The sequence below is a fragment of the Paenibacillus sp. FSL H3-0310 genome (assembly GCF_038002785.1).
GTDB lineage: Bacteria > Bacillota > Bacilli > Paenibacillales > Paenibacillaceae > Paenibacillus_AQ > Paenibacillus_AQ odorifer.
On the sequence record NZ_JBBODC010000001.1, the window covers coordinates 3,587,657 to 3,606,989 of the forward strand.

Annotated in this window: 17 protein-coding genes and 1 pseudogene; 3 read left to right on the plus strand and 15 right to left on the minus strand. The window is 43.4% G+C overall.

The features are described 5' to 3' along the window. Positions 1 to 48: 48 nt before the first annotated feature. The 3 genes from MHH63_RS16335 to MHH63_RS16345 all read right to left on the minus strand — a co-directional run bounded on the left by MHH63_RS16335 (position 49) and on the right by MHH63_RS16345 (position 2,754). Entirely contained in the window at positions 49 to 1,227 is a 1,179-nt protein-coding gene (locus tag MHH63_RS16335; RefSeq protein ID WP_036685891.1) for an NAD(P)/FAD-dependent oxidoreductase, read from the minus strand. Positions 1,228 to 1,267: 40 nt separating this feature from the next. Further along, positions 1,268 to 1,711, minus strand: coding sequence for a DUF1641 domain-containing protein (locus tag MHH63_RS16340; protein ID WP_036685888.1), 444 nt, complete (start codon positions 1,709 to 1,711; stop codon positions 1,268 to 1,270). A gap of 200 nt (positions 1,712 to 1,911) precedes the next feature. Beyond that, on the minus strand, positions 1,912 to 2,754 hold the full coding sequence (locus MHH63_RS16345; RefSeq protein WP_339190610.1) for a DUF2785 domain-containing protein: 843 nt from the start codon (positions 2,752 to 2,754) through the stop codon (positions 1,912 to 1,914). Between the two features lie 221 nt (positions 2,755 to 2,975). Between MHH63_RS16345 and MHH63_RS16350 the strand changes: the two genes are divergently transcribed. Next, complete coding sequence (locus tag MHH63_RS16350) at positions 2,976 to 3,593, plus strand: nitroreductase family protein (RefSeq protein WP_076129923.1); 618 nt, start codon at positions 2,976 to 2,978, stop codon at positions 3,591 to 3,593. A 110-nt stretch (positions 3,594 to 3,703) separates the two neighbouring features. On the opposite strand, the gene MHH63_RS16355 is transcribed toward MHH63_RS16350, so the two are convergent. The 7 genes from MHH63_RS16355 to MHH63_RS16385 all read right to left on the minus strand — a co-directional run bounded on the left by MHH63_RS16355 (position 3,704) and on the right by MHH63_RS16385 (position 10,514). Continuing rightward, the gene (locus MHH63_RS16355; protein WP_340395483.1) at positions 3,704 to 4,324 is read right to left on the minus strand and encodes a hypothetical protein; all 621 of its coding nucleotides are present in this window, start codon (positions 4,322 to 4,324) and stop codon (positions 3,704 to 3,706) included. A gap of 3 nt (positions 4,325 to 4,327) precedes the next feature. Next, entirely contained in the window at positions 4,328 to 5,212 is an 885-nt protein-coding gene (locus MHH63_RS16360) for an EFR1 family ferrodoxin (RefSeq protein ID WP_341171794.1), read from the minus strand. Positions 5,213 to 6,596: 1,384 nt separating this feature from the next. After that, entirely contained in the window at positions 6,597 to 7,739 is a 1,143-nt protein-coding gene (gene dnaN, locus MHH63_RS16365) for a DNA polymerase III subunit beta (RefSeq protein WP_341171795.1), read from the minus strand. Next, a complete protein-coding gene (locus MHH63_RS16370; RefSeq protein ID WP_248548037.1) occupies positions 7,740 to 8,075 on the minus strand; it encodes a hypothetical protein in 336 nt (111 codons plus the stop codon). 772 nt (positions 8,076 to 8,847) lie between these two features. Beyond that, positions 8,848 to 9,333 (minus strand): DUF3888 domain-containing protein, encoded by a 486-nt coding sequence (locus tag MHH63_RS16375; protein ID WP_256715141.1) that lies wholly within the window; start codon positions 9,331 to 9,333, stop codon positions 8,848 to 8,850. 60 nt (positions 9,334 to 9,393) lie between these two features. Continuing rightward, the gene (locus MHH63_RS16380; RefSeq protein ID WP_341171796.1) at positions 9,394 to 10,356 is read right to left on the minus strand and encodes a phosphotransferase enzyme family protein; all 963 of its coding nucleotides are present in this window, start codon (positions 10,354 to 10,356) and stop codon (positions 9,394 to 9,396) included. Beyond that, positions 10,353 to 10,514 (minus strand): hypothetical protein, encoded by a 162-nt coding sequence (locus MHH63_RS16385; RefSeq protein WP_175617408.1) that lies wholly within the window; start codon positions 10,512 to 10,514, stop codon positions 10,353 to 10,355. The genes MHH63_RS16380 and MHH63_RS16385 overlap by 4 nt, the downstream gene beginning before the upstream one ends. 174 nt (positions 10,515 to 10,688) lie before the next feature. On the opposite strand from MHH63_RS16385, the gene MHH63_RS16390 reads away from it, so the two are divergent. Next, positions 10,689 to 11,903 (plus strand): MFS transporter, encoded by a 1,215-nt coding sequence (locus tag MHH63_RS16390; RefSeq protein WP_076190144.1) that lies wholly within the window; start codon positions 10,689 to 10,691, stop codon positions 11,901 to 11,903. A 76-nt stretch (positions 11,904 to 11,979) separates the two neighbouring features. On the opposite strand, the gene MHH63_RS16395 is transcribed toward MHH63_RS16390, so the two are convergent. From MHH63_RS16395 to MHH63_RS16405, 3 genes are read right to left on the minus strand one after another with little or no spacing between them, the layout of a single operon-like run. After that, entirely contained in the window at positions 11,980 to 12,690 is a 711-nt protein-coding gene (locus MHH63_RS16395; RefSeq protein ID WP_341171797.1) for an SAM-dependent methyltransferase, read from the minus strand. Positions 12,691 to 12,728: 38 nt separating this feature from the next. Further along, complete coding sequence (locus tag MHH63_RS16400) at positions 12,729 to 13,028, minus strand: hypothetical protein (RefSeq protein WP_076129917.1); 300 nt, start codon at positions 13,026 to 13,028, stop codon at positions 12,729 to 12,731. Positions 13,029 to 13,078: 50 nt separating this feature from the next. Continuing rightward, positions 13,079 to 13,972 (minus strand): LysR family transcriptional regulator, encoded by an 894-nt coding sequence (locus MHH63_RS16405; protein ID WP_341171798.1) that lies wholly within the window; start codon positions 13,970 to 13,972, stop codon positions 13,079 to 13,081. Positions 13,973 to 14,103: 131 nt separating this feature from the next. On the opposite strand from MHH63_RS16405, the gene MHH63_RS16410 reads away from it, so the two are divergent. Further along, positions 14,104 to 14,844, plus strand: a complete 741-nt coding sequence (locus tag MHH63_RS16410) for an SDR family NAD(P)-dependent oxidoreductase (protein ID WP_341171799.1) — start codon at positions 14,104 to 14,106, stop codon at positions 14,842 to 14,844. Between the two features lie 476 nt (positions 14,845 to 15,320). Here the strand turns inward: MHH63_RS16410 and MHH63_RS16415 are convergent, their stop codons facing one another. Continuing rightward, positions 15,321 to 16,343: a X2-like carbohydrate binding domain-containing protein gene (locus tag MHH63_RS16415; RefSeq protein WP_445321768.1), complete on the minus strand. Its 1,023-nt coding sequence runs from the start codon at positions 16,341 to 16,343 to the stop codon at positions 15,321 to 15,323. Further along, positions 16,344 to 19,229 (minus strand): annotated as a pseudogene (locus tag MHH63_RS16420) (X2-like carbohydrate binding domain-containing protein); the annotation flags it as partial. Positions 19,230 to 19,333 lie beyond the last annotated feature (104 nt).

Genomic DNA, 19,333 nt, shown 5'->3' on the forward strand with positions numbered 1-19,333 from the left:
TAACAAAAACCCCGCTCAGATTTGAGCAGGGTTTAGGGTTAAGCTATATTAGTAAGCTAGGCTGAACAATCCTTTAATGTGGGACAAGTAACGGATATTACTTGCTTCCTTCATCAGAGTTGCAGGCAAGCCCTTTAACGGAGTAGAACTTGCACCAACGATGGCAACACCGTCTTTACGGCCTAAGCTAGCAAGTGTACCAGAGTTGATTGGGCTAAAGCTTTCAAACGATTTATTTTTCAAGAAGGCATACAGATTGTATCCGATCAATTCACCCATTTGCCAAGCGATTTGCGCAGTTGGAGGGTAAGGACGTCCATCTTCTGCAAAGACCACCGCGCTGTCACCAGCAACGAATACATCTTTGTGGGAAGTGGATTGCAAGAATTCATTCACCGTTGCACGACCTCGGTTAACTTCAAGACCCGATTCGCCGATGAGTGGATTTCCTTGTACGCCACCAGTCCATACAAATGTGTTAGCAATAATTTTTTGACCGTCTTTCAAGTCAATCGCATTGCCTTCTACATTCGTAACAGGAAGACCTGTCAGGAATTGAACACCACGTTTCTCCAAGCTTGCTACAGCACGTTCGATTAATGCATCTGGCAATACTGGAAGGATTTTAGGACCTGCTTCAACGAGCATAAGCTTAATTTCTTTAGGATCAACGCCATATTTTTTAGTAAGTGTAGGCAATACATCCGCGATTTCACCAACAAGCTCAACACCTGTTAAGCCGCCGCCACCGATCAGGATGTTTGCATCTGCTTCATTTTTCGATTTCGCATATTCACGAATACGATCTTCAATATGTTGATGGATTTTGTTAGCATCTGCAGCTGATTTCAATACCATACTGTATTGTTCAAGCCCTGGAATGCCAAAATAAGCTGTAGTGCTGCCAAGACCTACAACAAGCGCATCATAAGTAAGTGTCACACCATCAGAAAGAACAATTTGTTTGTTCTCCACAGAAAATGAATTAACCTTCGCGATTTTCAGGTCAATATCTTTCCCTGCGAAAAGCTTAGTTAGAGGCATAGCTACAGCACCCTCTGCAACACTACCTGCTGCAAGACGATGCAATTCTGTAATGATTTGGTGGGTAGGATACTGATTAACTACAGTAATTTTAGCTTCATCTTTTTTGAGATATTTGCGTACGGTTAAGGCGCTTAGTAGACCACCATAACCTGCTCCTAGAATGACAATATGTTTAGACATGATGTTTCCTCCGTCCCTTACGTATAAGATATGAAAATGATTATTTCTGCTTACTGCGTTCTCCAGCAACTTGAAGGTATGCATTTACGAAACGGAAAAGCTTTTGCGCTTGCGGATCTTTCAACAACTTCATAAGACCAAAAAGACCAATAACTTCGTTACTTTCATTCGCACGATCTTTTGCTTCGATCACTGTAGCTGCCATATTCTTCGCGGAATGCACTACAGGTTCAGCAAGTTCTTTAATTGCACTTACCGTATCACTTTTCAAGACATCATCCGCTGCGACAGTTTGCACAAAGTCATAGGACTTTGTAAGCACGCCAACAAGCTCAGTTAATTTTGGCAGCTGTTCCACCAAGACTGTTAATGATTCCTGAACTTCTGGTTTCAAGAGCTGTTCTAGAACATCCATTTGTTCCTTGCTAACAGCTACTTTTGGTGATTCTTGTTCAGGTTGTGTTTGAGTGATTGATTCTGACATATCCAAATCTCCTCTGCAATAAGCTTTGCTGCTTAATAGTAATGAAAAACATAAGAACTTTTAACGCCATATTTCTATTATAGCACTTATCAAGTTATAAATGTCACAAAGTTTTTGAATTTCCATAAAAATTTGTGATTTTTATTACATTATAATAAATTATTTAAATTACTAGTGTTAATTAAAACCGTTTGAGTGAATTAATGTACAAATTCATTCAAATTCTTCTCAGTTTTCAACAAAACATCCACAATGTCCATATTCTTCTCTGTTAGAAGTAACCTGAAATAAAGAGAACGCAGGAAGTTCTTTGTATTTATTCGAGTAACGTACTGGCTGTGGCTTCTAGGCCAACTGCCACATTGCGCCAAGTTGAGAATCCAATCGGTTATAGACTGCTGTGGAAGTAAATGATGATCGATGATTGTAACTATAATAGTAGCAATCCTTTCATCTTCTTCCTCCCTGAATATGTATTGATCGTTATAAAGCATCTTTTGAATAACTGCCAGAACCTCTTCCCGCACCTCGGCATCACTCTCCGAGCATAAAACCAGCTCATCCAAGGCGTCTGCGCCATGGGCTGCTGCGTGTGCCCAGCCTTCTTTTTCCATATAACCTCTTAAGTCCCGTTCTTCCTCATAATAACGAATCAAATCCTGCTTCACCTTTATAAATTCAGAGCTATCCAATATAGCCATTTCCCTATGCCTCTGGAGAATAAGAGCAACAACCAATACAGAAAATGTTCTTGTATACACCGTCAGATCTTCTTTATTCCCAATGTGATAAAAAAGATGCTGCTCGTCAAGAAGTATCCACAGCAGTTCACGAAGCTCCGCATCATTAAACCAACGTTTCTCATTAATCCATTTGTAGAATGTGGAATAAATCAATTCATCACGCAGTACAGGCTCGGGATCTCCTATATGCTCAAGCATCAACTTCACATAATCCTTTATGTCCTCTCCACTTCTAAGCTCGTAGTCATTCTCTTCGATTCTTTGCAAATCTATCATCAATTGTTCTCTACTATTAATCAATTTATCCACCCTTTCATCCACTGTGTTTCTACATATCCTAATATCCTAATTTATGTCCTATTTTTTGACAACAGGGTGTTCAAGATTAACTTCAATAAATTTTATCATTGACGAATTTTTTAAGCTGTGTTATTTTGAGTTAGTAACATTTAGTTAGTTCATTTACAAATATCAGGTGTTGATATTTTACAACCGAATACATACACAACGGAGGAATACTTATGAGCGCTTTTACAGACTTGATTCAGTCACGCAGATCCGCTATGAATTTTGTGGAAGGGGTTATCATCCCTCAGAATGAATTAGAGGAAATGTTCTCTTATGCCAGATTGGCACCCTCGGCCTATAATCTACAGCATACAAATTACAAAGTGATATCTAACGAAAGCTTAAAAGAAGAAATTCGCGAAGCAGCTTACGGCCAATATAAAATCCATACTGCTTCAGCAGTTATTGTAGTGCTAGGAGATAAGCATGCTTATCAGCAGGCTCCAGAAATCTATGGCGGGCTTAAAGCTTTAGGAGCGATGTCACAAGAGGAATATGATGAGCAAATAGAGATGATTAACAATGCTTACATTGATAAGGATGCTTTTCAAAGAGATGAAGCAATACGTAATGCCTCTCTCTCTGCCATGCACTTTATGCTGATCGCCAAAGATAAAGGCTGGGATACCTGCCCGATGATCGGCTTCGATGCTGATGCTATCCAATCCACCTTGAATCTGCCAGATCATATGGTACCTGTTATGCTGATCACGATCGGCAAAGACAAAAAACATAAAATCAGACCCCGCGGCTACCGTAAGCCAGTCAACGAATTCGTTGAATTCATCTGATTATAGATACAGCAAAACGTTCCATCCGAGGCAAGTAGCGGGTGGAACGTTTTTTAATTGGAACTCATCATGAAGATAATGAACCGTACACCCGATATACAAGAGGAGCTCTACTTCGCATATTGTAAAATGGCTATCGCTGCTCGTTCCCGTCGTTCGGAGTCATCACAAATCAAAGCATCTTTCAAAATATTAAGCGCCTTAGAGAGTGTCTCCTCATCCAATTCCAGCGGACTATTCACTTCTTGTTCATTAGCAGAAACACCTGTAATCCACAGATCCAAGCGAGCACTTGGTTTGGGACCCTTATATTGTACAACCGGTGCACTTTGGTTAAATAACTCCCGCACGCCTGTGTTTAGTTCAGAAATCGGCACACTTTTCAACCACGTCACACCACGCCGATGGCATGTACCCTCGTCAACATTATCAGTAAACTCGTTGTAAAAATAATCTCCGAGGTCCCCGAGATGTACCCAATCTCCATCGGCCACCAGCACATAATCTCCATCTTGCATCGTATGTACAAATAGCTGAAGGGCTCGCAGATGTTGCGTAAGCTCCAACTCACTATATTGGTATGTGCCAATCAATCGATCACGAAGTTCCTCTGTGCTTAGATTCTCCAGATCCCCTATTCCGGGGTAGCCGATACTCACATAATTATCCTCCAAAAATGTGGTGATCCGCTCAATCCCCAGTGGCTTCGATCCCATCCGAAACAGATTCATATGTCATTCCTCCAAATACTTAATAAAATGCTTGTAGTAGCCCTTGGATTTGGGAGTAACAAACCGTCCATCATTCGCAGAATCCTTCATTAGTTTATGAAGCTTCGGACCTCCAGTATAGGGATCTACTACGCTAGCCTTAAGTCGTGTCGCTTGGATTGCCTTCTGAGGACAAGAATAAACACAACGCATACATAATAAACAATTTTGACTGAAAACAATTCCTTCTACGCCGCTACTAATATTGGATGTTGGACAGTTTCTGACACATTTTAAGCATAGTGTGCAAGCGTCCGTTGTACGCAATCCTTTGGCGAAGTATTTTCCCCCTTGGTGCTCCTCACAATAATATACTGTTCTCAGAACCCTCTCCAACACAGGGTGAATCGGCAGATTTCGTAGTGTCCGGTTTACGATTTCCTCTGCAAACAATTCCACCTTACGCTGTGCGGCTTGATACAACTGCTTATTCAACCTGTCATCATATTTAATATAAAAATTACATGGCATCGCCAAAATCGAATTGTGAAAGGGATTATATCCCTTCCCACGCAAAGAACGAAGCACCGTATTCGAAGCACCGTTATTGATATAGTGTGGAGAGGATGCCGTTTTGAATACAAATACCGGGGTTCCATTACAATCAGGTAGCCCTTCTGCAAAACGTTCAACAAAACCGGAAGCGCCAAAGCCTAGAACCGGATGACCAATACCTATAAGATCATAGGCTTCATATTCTACAGAACGAGTGCCTTTAAAAACATCTTCCACTCTAAACAAATCTACATCTTGCCCTTTACTTCTTAGCCTTTCAGCAAATTGCTTAGCAATAATCTCCGTATTGCCCGTACCTGAGAAATAAAATATGGCCGTCTTTGCATTATGCATTCCATCCCCTCCCAGATCAAATATACCTCATTCCCGTCTGGGAAAGCTGTGAAGTTGAAGTGGGTTTTGGCTATTTCGGACTCAGTTGCTCTTATTTCCATAATTCCGCTCATTTTGCCACACTATCGGACTCAGTTGCAGCTATTCGCTCAAATGTGCTCCTTTTCTGCACAAATCAGGGGCAATAAGAGCTATACAGTCCGAAACCTTTGCAAAATGAACCAATGTGCTGAAATAGCTGCAATACGGTCCGCTACGATTTCAATCGAGCAAAAGGTAGTTGGTTTCGAGATGTAGGCGGCTAAGTTTGGGACGTAGGCGGCAAGGTTGAGTAATAGGTAACTAATTTCGTGCACGGAGTAGATAGGTTGGGCTATAGGGAGCTAATTCCGCACGGTGTAGATAGGTTGAGCTATAGGGAGCTAATCCGCACGGTGTAGATAGGTTGAGCTATAGGTAGCTAGTTCCGCACGGTGTAGATAGGTTGATCTATAGGGAACTAATTCCGCACGGTGTAGATAGGTTGAGCTATAGGGAACTAATTCCGCACGGTGTAGATAGGTTGAGCTATAGGGAACTAATTCCGCACGGTGTAGATAGGTTGAGCTATAGGGAACTAATTCCGCACGGTGTAGATAGGTTGAGCTATAGGGAACTAATTCCGCACGGTGTAGATAGGTTGAGCTATAGGGAACTAATTCCGCACGGTGTAGATAGGTTGAGCTATAAGCAGCTAGTTTAAGCACTGGGCAGCACGTTTAGGAGCAAATTTGGTAGGCGACGTTTTTTCCACCAACTATTCGGACTCAGTTGCAGCTATTCGCTCAAATGTACTCCTTTTCTGCACAAATCAGCGGCAATAAGAGCTATACAGTCCGAAACCTTCGCAAAATGAACCAATATGCTGAAATAGCTGCAATACGGTCCGATACGATCTAGATCGAGCAAAAGGGAACTGGTTTCGAGATGTAGGCTGCTAAGTTTGGGACGTAGACGGCTAGGTTGAGTAATAGGTAACTAATTTCGCACGAAGTAGTTAAGTTGAGCTATAGATAGCTAATTCCGCACGAAGTAGTTAAGTTGAGCTATAGGTAGCTAATTCCGCACGGTGTAGATAGGTTGAGCCATAGGTAGCTTATTCCGCACGAAGTAGTTAAGTTGAGCTATAGATAGCTAATTCCGCACGGAGTAGATAAGTTGAGCCCAAGACAGCTAGTTTAAGCAATGGGCAGCACGTCTAGGATCAAATTTGGCAGGCGATGTTCTTTTTAGCAACTGTCCGGACTCAGTTGCTATTTCCATAATTTCGCTCGTTTTATCACACTATCGGACTCAGTTGCAGCTATTCACCCAAACCTACTCAAATACTGTACTTAACAAATCCTCAATCATGCGTCCTCACAGGAGTAATTAAAAAAAGTGTGGACGAAGATACGTCCACAGGCAGGATCACCAGTGCCCTTTCTTTTCCCGCGAACCTGATTCTAAGCGTCTCGCTATCGATCGCCCGAAGGATGTCCCTGAAATATTTTCCGTTAAATGCTACTCGAAAATGATCACCTTCCAGATGCTCCAAAGGAATCTCTTCTTTTACATCCCCAATTTCTGCAGTCTTGGACACTAAACTTAGCATGTTAGAAGGAAGTACGCTGAGCATAACACTCTCACTAGCCAATATAGAAATACGTTCAACCACATGTAACAAACGGTCCTTCTTAACAATCACTTCGGAGAGGTACGCTTTTGGGATTAAATTATTGACAGAGGGATAAGTTCCTTCTAGAAGAGCAGACTGAACCCTCAATCCATTAGAAATAAATCTGATCTGCTTGGGGCCTATTTCTAAATCGGTGCTGCTGTCTGCATCATCGTTTAATATTTTCAAAAGATCCTCCAGGGTGCTGCCCGGGATTACAACATCTAAAGGAATTGCCCCGTAATCATCTACGCTTTCAACAACATGCTGGGCGAAGCGGATGCCATCAGTGGCGACTACACGAATATTATGCTTCTCTATTTGCAGCAAAACTCCTGTAAGCACAGGTCTGGTTTCCGATGAAGAGACCGCAAAAACCACTCTTTTAAATATTTGCTTCAGGAGAGTGTTCTTCATGCTTATCCTTTGAATGTTTGGATAATCTATGTATTGGATTCTTGGAAACTCTGCCACATCCATTCCACATAAACGAAATTGAGTGCTCCCTGATTGAATATTTAAAATCAATGACTCTTCGATTTCCAGCCTAATTAGTCCAGGATCAAGCTTACGAATGATCTCATAAAAATAACGCGCCGGAACGACGATCTCACCTGTGTTGTGCACAACCACCGAATCCATTTTCACAGGGAGCTTATATTCAATGGTCATTCTTATATTGCTGGCTGTTAATATCAGACCCTGAGTTTGCGCCTGAATAAGTATTCCTGACAGAACACGTGAGGAGCTATTCGCGGATATGGCTTTTAATGCTGCCTGCAAAGCGGTACTAAGAGAATCTTTTGAAACATGGATTAGCAAAGACTTCACCTAACTCTCCTTAGATTCCTTTACAAAATGCGCCTCAATGATGTTCCGAAATACTTGGGAGCGAGATGCGTTCTGATCCGCACAAGCCTGCTCTATCTCCTGCCAAACGTCCTCAGATAACGTCAAAGATACCTTTTTAGTTACACCAGTGCTTTTTCTACCTGCACCTTCCCGAAGACCTCCCCTTGTAAAAAGAAACCCCAACTGCCCGTCTTTAGTAGCTACACCTACTTTGACTTTATCCTCGTTGTTACTTGCGCTATCGCTAGTGACTTTATCTTTAATTTCGCTAATACTGCTTCCCTTTTGTTCGCCCTCGAATTTATGATCACCCAATCCCTTGCACCTCCCAATTTGAATTTAGTAACTTAAATCAATATATTCACTAATTTCATAATACCATAATCGCCATTAATCCACCACAATTCTAACCACAAAAAAACACCCCAAAGATCGGAGTGTGCGGTGCGGTGGGCTGGGCATGAGTTGGGTATGAGTTGGTATGAGTTGGGCATGAGTTGGGTATTGCAACGTTAACCCATGGATTTTTTTATTTTGCTTAAAATCGTTTGGGAATGTATGAGTTAATTGCACTTTATACAACTATAAACAATACATTGTGCTGCCCGAGCGAAATAAGTGTATTCTCTGCAACTAAATTCAACGATATTAACAAATAAGTGTGAAAAGACTTCTTTTAACTGCACCAAATGCAACTAAAAGTGACTAAGCTTCTTATCTCCTGCAAATAAGTGTACAAACTGCAACTATCCCGTTTGCCCGCTCGCGGACACACGCACGCACACCCTCATCATCCCACTAACCCAATCTTTATCCCCTCACGCACACCCTCATCATGCCACTAACCCAACCTTCATCCCCTCACACACCCTCATCATGCCACTAACCCAACCTTCCTCCCCTCTCCCTCACCTCATCATGCCACTAACCCAACCTTCCTCCCCTCTCCCAAAGACTCCTTTCCCTACAACTCCCATCACCATTACCTCAGAACTCCCTACTTATGTAAAAATAGCTCGCCTCATCACTCAACGTGTGGCACATATTAATATCTACTCTTCCACCCACGCGCCTTACCGAAACTACACTATCTAAGGATGTTCTGATAATTTGGTGGAAAGTCTGATTTTTTGGGGTCTTTTAGATGCTTGAACGATTCAAGCTTCACCTTAGGACCAGGTGAGATCCTAAAAGTCATGGTATCTTCTCCAACTGAAATATGTGGACCAACTGTAGGATATACGTTAAGTGTAATCAAGAAATCAAACCCACGGAAACCATTGAGCCGCTTCACCTCAGTCACATCCACAAAGTAAGGATAAACCATTGGCGATTCTCGCAAAAGCGGCGAATAAATATCTGCAATCTTTTTCTCAATATGGGGTAAAAGAAATAACATCAGCATGTCTTGAAACTTAAGTTCGCGAGAATCTTGATCTGGCAGTTGAAGTCCCGAATCAGACCTGGAAGGTGTTACAGATTGAGGTTGAATTAACCTATTTGCGGAGCAAGGTTGTGGCGTCAGAACGAGCATCACTGCGACAAGAAGGGGAGCAATCCAGCTTTTTTTCATCACAATAGCCTCCTTAGGGAACTTTATATAAATTCCCCAAAGAGACCCTATTTCTATACGTTAAATCTCAATCCTGTTAAAAAGAAAGGGTTCTCCCTTAAGATAATTTTTCAGGATCGCTAACGCATACGGCTGTTCTGCTTTTAGACCCTCGGTTTCCCTAGGATCGGATGCGTGATGGCAATAATTTTCGATCATAACCATGACCGTAAAATTCTCTAAAGTCTGAACCCACTCCCCATCAAGCTTGGCGATACTTTCGTACCCCTTAATGACCCCTTCTCTTTGCAATGGATATAGTCCAAGAAGGGTATGTGCCACGTCATAAAGATAATACCCCCAACCACATCTTCCAAAATCTATCGGCCGAGGTTCGCCCTCTTTAAATATGATGTTGCCTTGATGTAAATCTCCATGGATAACGCCATAAGACCTTCTGTTCTTATTTTTATGCTGCTTGCTTAACCAATTGTATAATTTCTCAGCTGCCGACTGATACAGCACAAACTCTTCATCTGTAAGAAAACAATGATAATGCAGCTTTAAACGAAGCATTGCTTTTCGAAAGCTATGTTCATCCCAAACAGGACGATTAAAGCCAGGGGGTAACTCCAGCTCCTGTGCCGCCTTATGTAGCTTGGCTAATAGAACGCCTTCTTTGTAAATTTGTTCTTCGGTAAGATTTTCATTCGCATGTTCCCCTTCAACCCAGCGCATTAAAGAGGCATAAACACCTTCTCCATTTCCCTGTTCCACTCTGAACGTTACAGCACCCGTGCGATCATGAACACCTTTTGGCAGGGGGACATCAATTTTGCTCTTCAAAAGCTCCAGCCACGCGATTTCGGAGTTAATTTCCTCTTTAGATCTCCCCGAATGAAGGCGCAGTAAAAAAGTTCCCTCTTTATTAGTTTCGATAACAAAGGTACAGGTATCCGATAGCTGGTTAAAACGAATCTGCGTCCAATCCAGGTCAAAGTTCTGAAGCGCTATTAAAGCTGCCTGCTTATAATTTTTTCTCATCGCAAAGGAAGGAACAATTCAGTCTCATCGGGCCAGGAAGGGTTCGCAAATTGATAGATTTCTATAACCAATCCACGATCATTACTCTGCAAACTGCTATTAAATTCTCGCTTCATTTCCGGCAATTCAAGCACTTGGACTTGGCTTTCATCATTCATAAATAACCATCCCTTCAATGATCTATAAAAATGAAAACTATCTGAAAAAATATTTATCTTGAAAATATTTTCAGAAAACTAAATAATAGAAAAGCAATACTTACATGTCGGATCTATCATCTTAACCAAGGTGGAGCTTCATTACAGGCAGAAGAAAGGTTGAACATCGGCATCATGAATGCAATTCCAAACCTCAACAAGGCACAAACACGCAAAGAGCGAGCAGGGAAAGAGCCCTTTCCCATCTCTATACTCTCTCTTACGGTAGGCGCTTTTGCAATTGGTATGACTGAGTTTGTTATTATGGGTATTTTACCAAATGTGGCCAACGATTTACAGGTTAGTATTTCGACTGCTGGCCAACTCATTACAATGTACGCACTTGGAGTGGCCGTTGGCGCCCCCATCCTGACCATTCTCACGCAACGCATTCCGCAAAAGAAACTGTTATGTCTTCTCATGATTCTTTTTATACTGGGCAACGGAATCTCTGTGTTTGCACCAAACTATACCGTTCTCATGGTAGCTCGTATAATTACAGCTTTAACTCATGGTACTTTTTTTGGGGTTGGCGCAGTCATTGCATCCAATCTTGTACAACCCAATAAGCGGGCCGGAGCCGTATCTATTATGATGGCAGGTTTAACGATAGCCAATATTGTCGGAGTTCCTCTAGGAACATTTATTGGACAAAGTATGGGCTGGCGGGCCTCATTTGCAGCGATTGCTGTCATGGGAGTCGCCGCGCTGATCGGCATCCTCATTTTTATTCCAAAGCTTAAACAAGAGAAACCAGCGAGTGTTATCCAGCAGATTGCTGCTCTGGCTAATCCAAAGCTGCTGCTATTCTTATTGATCGGGGCGTTAGGGAACGCCAGCTTGTTCACCGTGTTCACATATATTACTCCACTGCTTGAAGAAGTGACCGGTTTTGCTGAACATAGTGTGACTTGGATTCTAGTCTTATTCGGCTGTGGGGTGACCATCGGGAACATCGTTGGCGGAAAGCTTGCGGATTGGAAGCTGATGCCTTCTATCGTGGGACTTTATTTTGCAGTCAGTATGATTCTAACGATCTTTTCCTTCACGATGCATAGCCCAATAGCTGCGGTAATCACAATATTTTTTTGGGGTATGGTGTCCTTTGCCGTCATGCCAGGTCTGCAAATACGGATTATGAGTCTGGCTCAGGCAGCCCCTGCACTTGCTTCAACGACCAGCCACTCCGCCGGGAATCTCGGTAACGCAGCGGGTGCCTTTATTGGCGGTTGGGTTATTTCTCATCTAGCGATCACTTCGCTTCCTTGGGTCGGTGCGGTTCTAGTGGGCCTTGGTCTGGTATTAGGCATAGCTTGTTTTGTAGCAGAACGGAAAGAAACTGTAGCGTAAGCTTTATAGATATGTATACAAAAACGAGGGTGCTCCCAAAGTCATCATGGCTTGAGGCACCCTCGTTTTTTATATTTCAGAGGAACAATTCTGCTCTTCTAATCTTCAACATCTGCTTTGCACCTTTTTGAAATTCATAAGGAACCTCTAGTTCCTCTGCAGTAAACCCTTGCCTCACCAAATCATCAATAAGGCGGTCTAAATGCTCATACCTTTTACAAGAGAGGTCGACTAGTGGAAAGATTCGGAGCTCGCCTCTCGTCACTCGCATGAGTTCCTTAACAGTCTCTAGATGAAATTCATAGTCCAGCCGATCGCTGTACATAAATAGAAAGTGAGCAGATAATGTCAGATCAAATGCTTCATCCGCAAAAGGCAGATCCGGAAGTATCACAGGAACATAACGCTCCGGGGTTTGTCTTCGATCCTTAGTGCTGGCGGTTAAAGCTGCGTTCCTCGCTTCGGTCAGTGCCTCGATTGATTTAAAGTAGTTCCAAACGAAATTATCCTGTACTTTTTCCATTCCGGACATCGCATGCGCAATATCTTGAACCCCTTTGTCTGCCAGCTCATCTTCAGAGTAATAGTAAGCAATATCAGCAGCCGTTACTTCACCACCCAACTGATTCGCTATTGCTGTAAAAGAGCAAGCACCCGCAGGACAATCCAGAATGCTCTGGCCGATAAGATCTGATTCCAGCAAATCAAACATACGTATATATTCCTCATAGGTTCTGCCAATAAAAACAATTCTCTCCAAATCAAGTTTTCCCTTTGCTCCGCTCATCTCAGCTCACCTTTCCTCTTCTAGGCTCATCTACACTTCTACTTCTGTTTTAATATACGAATAAGGTAATCCATTAGAATACCCAAAATCAAAAACGTTCCAAAATGAATAATATAAGTTGGGAATCTGACGCTGATTAACGCACTATTGGTTCCCCATCTCGGATTATTTACATCAACCATGAAGCTTTCAAAAGGTTCTGTAAAGATCAGTGTATCTATAATAGGGTTCAAACGTACAAGAATAATATTCGCGATCCCCACCCCCAGATAGTCACTCAGACAGATGATGATACTTATAATCGAAAGCCAGAAACTGAATTTCCTCCTAAAAAACATCAAACACCGCCCTTTCTATTTTTTCTATTTCTTAACAATTCGTTTAAAATTCAAAATATCCTTGTCACGGTTAGTTCCTGTTTTAAAAAATGATACAATCTGGAGCTCGCTTGCTTAAGCGGATAATCTGAAAGTTTACATAGGATCCCACAGGTCATATCAATAACCTTCCCCTCCAGCTTCCGTACTATAGTTCCTGCTGGGGCTGGATTCAGCACAATCTCAGGAACAAGTGCCAGGCCTAAACCACTTCCCACAAAATATTTCAGCGCTGTCATGCTCCCAATCTCCATTGTATCTAGTGGCGGCCCGCCTGATTCCTGCAGCACACTTTCTAATTTTTTACGATAAGGACAATTCGCTGCCGTAATCAGTAAGCGATGACTCTGTAGATCCTCTGGGGTGATACGTTCCTTGGATGCTAGCGGATGCTCTTCTGGTAAAAGTAACAAGAATTCCTCCGCAAATAACGGTTCAAAATAAAGCTCCTTACCGAGCTCTGGTGCCGAGCACACTGCCAAATCAATTTCACCACGCAGGAGTAGTTCACTAAGTGCGGCGGTTCCCGCAATATCCACGGAGACTTTCACTTTAGGAAATTGCACCATAAACCTACTTAAAAGCTGCGGCAAACGATAGCTCGCCGTAGGGTCCGTTACCCCTAATCGCACGTTGCCAGCTTCCCCTATTTTTAAATCAGTCAAACGGCTCTGTAATCGTTCCATATCTTTAACGATATGTAAGCTCTCTTCATAAAACAATCTGCCTGCTTCTGTTAAGCTGATTTGCTTCCCCCGCTCAAGCAATTGACATCCCAGATCAGATTCAAGCCTTTGCATCTGCATCGTAACTGTAGATTGGGCATAGTTCAATTCTTCTGCTGCGCGATTAAAGCTTCCGGAAGTTACGATCGTTTGAAAGGTTTTTATTGTTTTCAGATCCATCCTAGTGCCCTCCCCTATTCAATTCAAATAAATTGAATCAAACCTTCATTATATTCAATTATACGAAATTCACTTTTCTCTATAGAATACTTTATAACAACAACATACGCCAACTTAAGGAGTGCATGAGGATGGATCTCAACAATAAAGTCGCATTAGTAACGGGTGGAGGGACTGGAATTGGCAAAGCTGTAAGCTTGGAGCTATCCAAACGCGGGGCTCACGTCGTAGTGAACTATTCTAGATCTGAGGATGAAGCCAATGAAACCGTAAAGACGATTCTGAATCAAGGAGGGCAGGCTATAGCAATACAAGCGAATGTGTCTAAAGATCAGGATGTGCGAAGTATGGTCGATTCGATTATTCAGCATTTCGGGACAATTGATCTGCTAGTGAATAACGCCAGTATAACTAAACATATTGCTCTCGGAGATCTGGAAAAGGCAACAGAGGAAGTATGGGATGAGTTATATGATGTAAATGTGAAAGGAATGTTTTTCTGCGCCAGAGCGGTTGCACCGTATATGAACCAAAAAAATTCAGGAGCCATCCTCAATCTCGGCAGCATCGCTGGACAGACAGGCTTAGGCTCATCCCTTCCTTATGCCGTCTCCAAAGCGGCTGTCCACGGTCTTACCAAATCGCTGGCACACGCGCTGGCTCCCCATATTAGAGTTAACTGTGTAGCACCGGGAGCCGTTGCTACTAGATGGTGGTCTGGACGAGAAGAACAAATGCATAAACTAGCCCCTAATCTGCTGCTTCAGCATATTTCAACCGCCGAGAATATCGCCCAGTTCGTCTGCGCTGCGCTAGAACAGGAAGCAATGACTGGACAGATCATTACCATAGATAGCGGACAAACATTGTAACAGCCAAAACAGCAAATGGTATTTCAGAACTACCTTTAAATATCATTAGCTGGTTTTTGCGTACCGTACAGGAGGAAGTGAAGCGTTGATAGCATAATTGGGGAATTTCTCCCTAAAATTCTAAGTTTTTTGGTCATCCAGCCAATAATTAGGGAAAAACTCCCTAATTATTGGTTAATTTGCTGGAAACTAACGAATACGCCTGATTTTCAGGGAAGAATTCCCTGATTTCGTTGATTTAAAGCAAATATCGGCTATTTTCAGGGAGGTTTTCCCTAATTATTATATAGCCAACACTATAGGAACCATAAATGCATCCGACATACCACATAACGTATACCACACCCCCTCTCATAGAACGTAGCACATAGCGTACATACCACCTATAGCCTGAGGGTTAAAGTAAGAAGCTGCCCCAAAAGTAGAATTTTCTACTTTTAGGACAGCCTCTTCAGCATAACTATTGGTGAAGATTCTTAGTTAGGTTCATTACCCCAGATCAGGTTACCTGAGATGTAGGCGGGCGCTTTTGTCCAGTCTACAAAATTGGTATCAACCGCATTAAAGGAGTAATCTCCGGTTTGAGTATAATTTGACCAATCCTCTTTAGCTACTCGCACTTGGATATCGATGCTCGCACCCGCAGCAAGTGAACCTGCTGCACTCGAGAATCCAAGCTCCAGATAATAATCCGCATCCGCTTTAGCCGTTGGCAGCTTCACAAATGTGCCTGTTACATTCGCGCTTCCAGCCTGTGACCAATCGCAGAAGAAGCTTTGTGCCTTCTCACCGTCAATTGTGTAATAATATCTTAATTTCACATCAGAAAGTGCAACGGCACTTGTACTTGTGTTCACCAGCTTAAACTTTGGATTTAGCGTATTTCCGGAAGCAGTCACTGTACCGTTATACATCTGCACTTTCAGTGCTGCTGTAGGAGCTACTGACGTATCTGAGAGAGTGACAACCAAGGATTGTGCCGCTCCGGCACTAAACTCAAAGGTCAGCGTTGTCGTTCCTACCGCTTGAGTTGCCAAATACTCCTTCTTGAGAGTGACTGTTGATCCACTTACCGTATAATCCGTTCCGGCTACGAGGGTTGCCGTTCCGTTCTTGATCGCACTCAGCGTATTTCCGTTCAACGTCATAGTTACTGCAACGTCTGCCTGATTCGCTGTTTTCTTATCAAATCCCGCGCTTGTTGACGTTATCGTGGAGTTGGATACTGGTGTTGTAGTATCCGTTACCGCTACCGCCAAAGATTGTGTAGCTCCAGCGCTAAAGCTGAACGTCAGCGTTGTCGTTCCTACCGCTTGCGTCGCTAAATACGCTTTTTTAATCGTCACTATTGATCCACTTACCGTATAATCCGTTCCGGCTACGAGGGTTGCCGTTCCGTTCTTGATCGCACTCAGCGTATTTCCGTTCAACGTCATAGTTACTGCAACGTCTGCCTGATTTGCTGTTTTCTTATCAAATCCCGCGCTTGTTGGCGTTATCGTAGAGTTAGATACTGGTGTTGTAGTATCCGTTACCGCTACCGCCAAGGATTGTGTAGCTCCAGCGCTAAAGCTGAACGTCAGCGTTGTCGTTCCTACCGCTTGCGTCGCTAAATACGCTTTTTTAATCGTCACTGTTGATCTACTTACCGTATAATCCGTTCCGGCTACGAGGGTTGCCGTTCCGTTCTTGATCGTGCTCAGCGTATTTCCGTTCAACGTCATAGTTACTGCAACGTCTGCCTGATTTGCTGTTTTCTTATCAAATCCCGCACTTGTTGGCGTTATCGTGGAGTTAGATACTGGTGTTGTAGTATCTGTTACGGCTACCGCCAAGGATTGTGTAGCTCCAGCGCTAAAGCTGAACGTCAGCGTTGTCGTTCCTACCGCTTGTGTCGCAAAATACGCTTTTTTAATCGTTACTGTTGATCCACTTACCGTATAATCCGTTCCGGCTACGAGGGTTGCCGTTCCGTTCTTGATCGTGCTCAGCGTATTTCCGTTCAACGTCATAGTTACTGCGGCGTCTGCCTGATTCGCTGTTTTCTTATCAAAGCTTGCAGTTATTGGCGTAATGGTCGAGCCTGTAGCTGGTGGATTTACAGGATCAGCATACAAAGTGCCTCGGCCATTCGTACCGAGATATACACGTCCATAGATTCTTGGATCCCCAGTAATCGCCATATTGATCTTAGCGTATTGGTGAGCATCGTCATTAATACGAACCCAAGTTGCGCCAACATCATCGGAACGGAATACGCCCCGTACACCATCAATCTTAGCTACGGTATACAATGCCATATAAGTTTGGCCCGGAGCAGCCTTACCATAACCAATAAGGTCAGCTTCTTCTACATTCGTTAACTTCGTGAAGCTCGCACCTGAATTAGTGGAGTGCCATAGACCATATTTATTCTCAACCGTATTTCCTCCGGCAAACCAAATGTCACCTTCAATACCTGGAACTGCCTTCATACTGATTTGGGCTTCGTTCGGCTGTAATCCAGCCACATTATTGGTCGGGAAGCCCGAAGCTGCGGTGGCAGTAAATGTAGCTCCACCATCCACACTTACATAGAAGATTCCTGCATAAAATCCATAGTATTTGTTAGGATTCACGCGATCAGACGCTATCTTCGCGCCTGCCGGTAATCCTGCACTTGCTGTCCAAGAATTGCCTGAGGTTTTGGAATAATACACCCCGATATCTGAGGTGCTCCACAGAATGGAATTACCACTTGCAGAGACAGCTACTTGTCCATGGCCAACCGTTGTTTTGGTTCCATTGGAAGGCTCGGAGTTTGGCATGTACCAATTCACTCCACCATCGTTAGAGATACCAATGGACTTCATACTTGGCGTTTTTTCTTTATCTGCACTGCCTACCCGCACCATATAGGACGGACTCAGTTCAGCATAGTCAATACTCATCGTCGTTGCCCATGAAGGACTGGTCTGGAATTTAGTCGGCGCTACCGACAAATCCTCATGACGGAAACCGGAAACGTCACCAAGTGCAGTGATCAAATGGGAGGTTCCCGTTGGCGGGCTAATTAGCCCCAGCACTGCAGTTTCCTCCACACCTTTTGCCATGACAGAGATATTTACCTTGCCTCCGGTATCCCATGAGGTCAAATTGTTCGAGCCATAAATTGTTGCTCCAGTGCCGTACATCATTCGATTCGAGTTAAATGGATCAATTTCCAAATCACCCATCATCCAGCCTAGCTTCGGTGAAGGATCCAGGGATGTTGAAGTAGTTCCATGATCGAGCCATGGAGCAGCGGTGATGTCCATGCTGAACTTATAAGTCCGTTCTGGATAATTGCCCCAATCCCAAATGCGACTCCAAGTAGCCCCACCATTGGTACTGCGGAAAATAACTTCATCAGGCCACCAAGCGTTTAAGCTGGATACCATCAATGTGTTAGGGTGCTGAGCATCCAGCGCCAATCCACCAAAGCCATACCAGTTATCTTCACCGGTCGTAGGACTGATATTGGTCCAAGCCCCACTAGTTTTGTTGTATTTCCAAACTTCACCCTTACTGCCATCATAGGGACCTACACCATTACTATAAGTAATATAGAGATCACCTGTGGATGACAGCTCGCCGTGATGTGGCAAGAACCCCGTAGGTTGTCCAGCCAGAGCTGTCCAGGTTACTCCACCATCTGTACTCCGATATACGCTGCTAGCCGTATCGGCCACACCGACATATATCGTTTGAGTAGCGTTGCCAAGTGTACCTGTGCTCTTATCGAACGTGATCCAAGACAATCCGACAAGATCATTCCCATAATCAAGTGTCGGATTCTGAATATACGTTCCTACGTTTGGAAAAGAGGTTACCTTTGACCAAGTTACACCCGAATCAATACTTTTCCAGAGACCATTACCACTTCTAGCTCCAAAATAGAGAATGTTGTTCTTATTGGGGTCGATGACTAGACGTTCACCAGCGGAACGGCCAGGCATATTGCCACCTACTTTAAAAGGCAGTGGAGTAGTTTGCCAGGTGTTCCCCCGGTCATTAGAGCGCATAATCTGGCCATTATTATCCCAATGATTAGTATACGTACCCGTTGCCATGTAGACTTTATTAGGATCAATTGGGTCTGTAGCCAGAGCATCAACACCATTCTTGTTCCAATCCACCCAGCCTACCGAGTCACTAATTGATGTCCAGCTAGACGTAGCTTGATTCCAGCGATAGGCCCCGCCAATATCTGTTCTGGCATAAATCAGATTCGGTTCAGTTTGATTAAAAATAATTCCGGGTACAAAGCCCCCGCCAGCTCCCGTTACAACGCTTTTCCAGGTGTAAGGTTCACTTGAGGCTGCATGGGTAGTAGCTGGGAATGCAGAGAATAAAGAGCCTACCATCGCGCCAAGCAGGACCAAAAGTCCTGTTTTCCGGATACGGTTACGAATCACGTTTTACGCCTCCTACGATATAATTGGTTTGTTTATGCCTTCTTCTTACTCTA